Source organism: Peribacillus sp. P4_C12 (assembly GCF_056402095.1).
On record NZ_JBFUIB010000796.1, the window covers coordinates 1 to 1,350 of the forward strand.

Sequence of the window (1,350 nt, forward strand, 5' to 3'; positions counted from 1 at the left end):
GAAAAATTTCTAATAGTATATTATTCTGATTTTTATTTCACATAGTTAAAATAATCATATTTCACTACATATATATCATCTAAAACATTGAGTGTTTTTGTATATCGATTTAGGTATTGTCTAGGAGGTATTTATGCAGAAAAGTAATCATAAACACAGTGAAACAATGGATCGTAGCGAAGCGAATGATAGTATTGAGTATCTATCGAATCGTTGGTCAAGTAAAATTAATAATTTTTTGGTACTCTGCATTTATGAACAAAACAATCAATATCATGATTTCAATAAGGTATTCAAATCACATAAGCTGGAGGGTTCGACAGGTTTTCTAACGTTTAAAGATGGATTAAATAATAAAAGCTTTGTTATTTGGGAGAATGCATATAAAGAAAATGAAGAACTGTTTGCCAAGTTGAGGCTAACGGCGAGAAACGAAACGATATCACAAATAGCTCAAAATGTTGTGTTTTACCTTTTATGTGAATATGAAAGAATTTCTTCTAAAAGTCATGCTATTTTAAAAGAAAAACAGTTAATAGAAGATTCAATATATCAAATGGAGAAAATTTTGAAAAAGGATACATTTTTGGCTGAAAAACCTGTTTGGGATGAATTCAATAGCTGGTTTAGACTTCAAATAAAAGAATGTATCCTTGAAGAAATAGCCATATCAATTGGCTTTAATGAAATGGAAAGACTTGATGTTCAAGAATTGAATAAATTATTTTATCATTTTCTCACTAAAAATTTTGCTGAAAACAAAGAATTTGTTTCGAAAATAACATATATAGTAAATGGGTATACCCAAGAGTGGGTTGATAAAATTATTTTTGAATTTAATTTAGAAACCAGTACGATTGAAAAAATAGAAAATCTTCTTTGTTTTAAAAAAGATTCTTTTCAAACATCAGATTTATTATTATCCACAATAAGAGATTTTTCTTTCAACTTTACTATTCAAGACCATTTGCTTGTGATGAATAGTGCCCCGTACCAATCAGTTAGAGACGCCATCTATAAAAAAAATTTCGGAAATGATGGGGATATCCCCTGGCCTGCAACACCTATTCAAAAAGGTAATACAGAAGGTTTTATACAAATTATCCCTATAGAGTACAATCACACATCAATTATTGAGCATGCAATTGTTAAAGAAGCATGGAACCGAGTACAATTATTGTCTGATGTAGATGTAGATGTATTTGATGCACTTTGCAGCCTTTTTTTATCCAAGGCAAGGCATAATGAAGAAATAGTAGAAATCTATTTGAATGACCTACTATCAATTAGAGGGTTAAAGCCTAAACTTGGAGGAGACGGGCGTCGAGGTGGATATGAAGCAAGACAACG

The 1,350-nt window shown here is 30.3% G+C and carries 1 pseudogene; it reads left to right on the forward strand.

Annotated elements, in window-relative coordinates:
* Positions 1-133: 133 nt before the first annotated feature.
* Positions 134-1,350, forward strand: a pseudogene (locus AC1DUW_RS29075) (hypothetical protein); the annotation flags it as partial.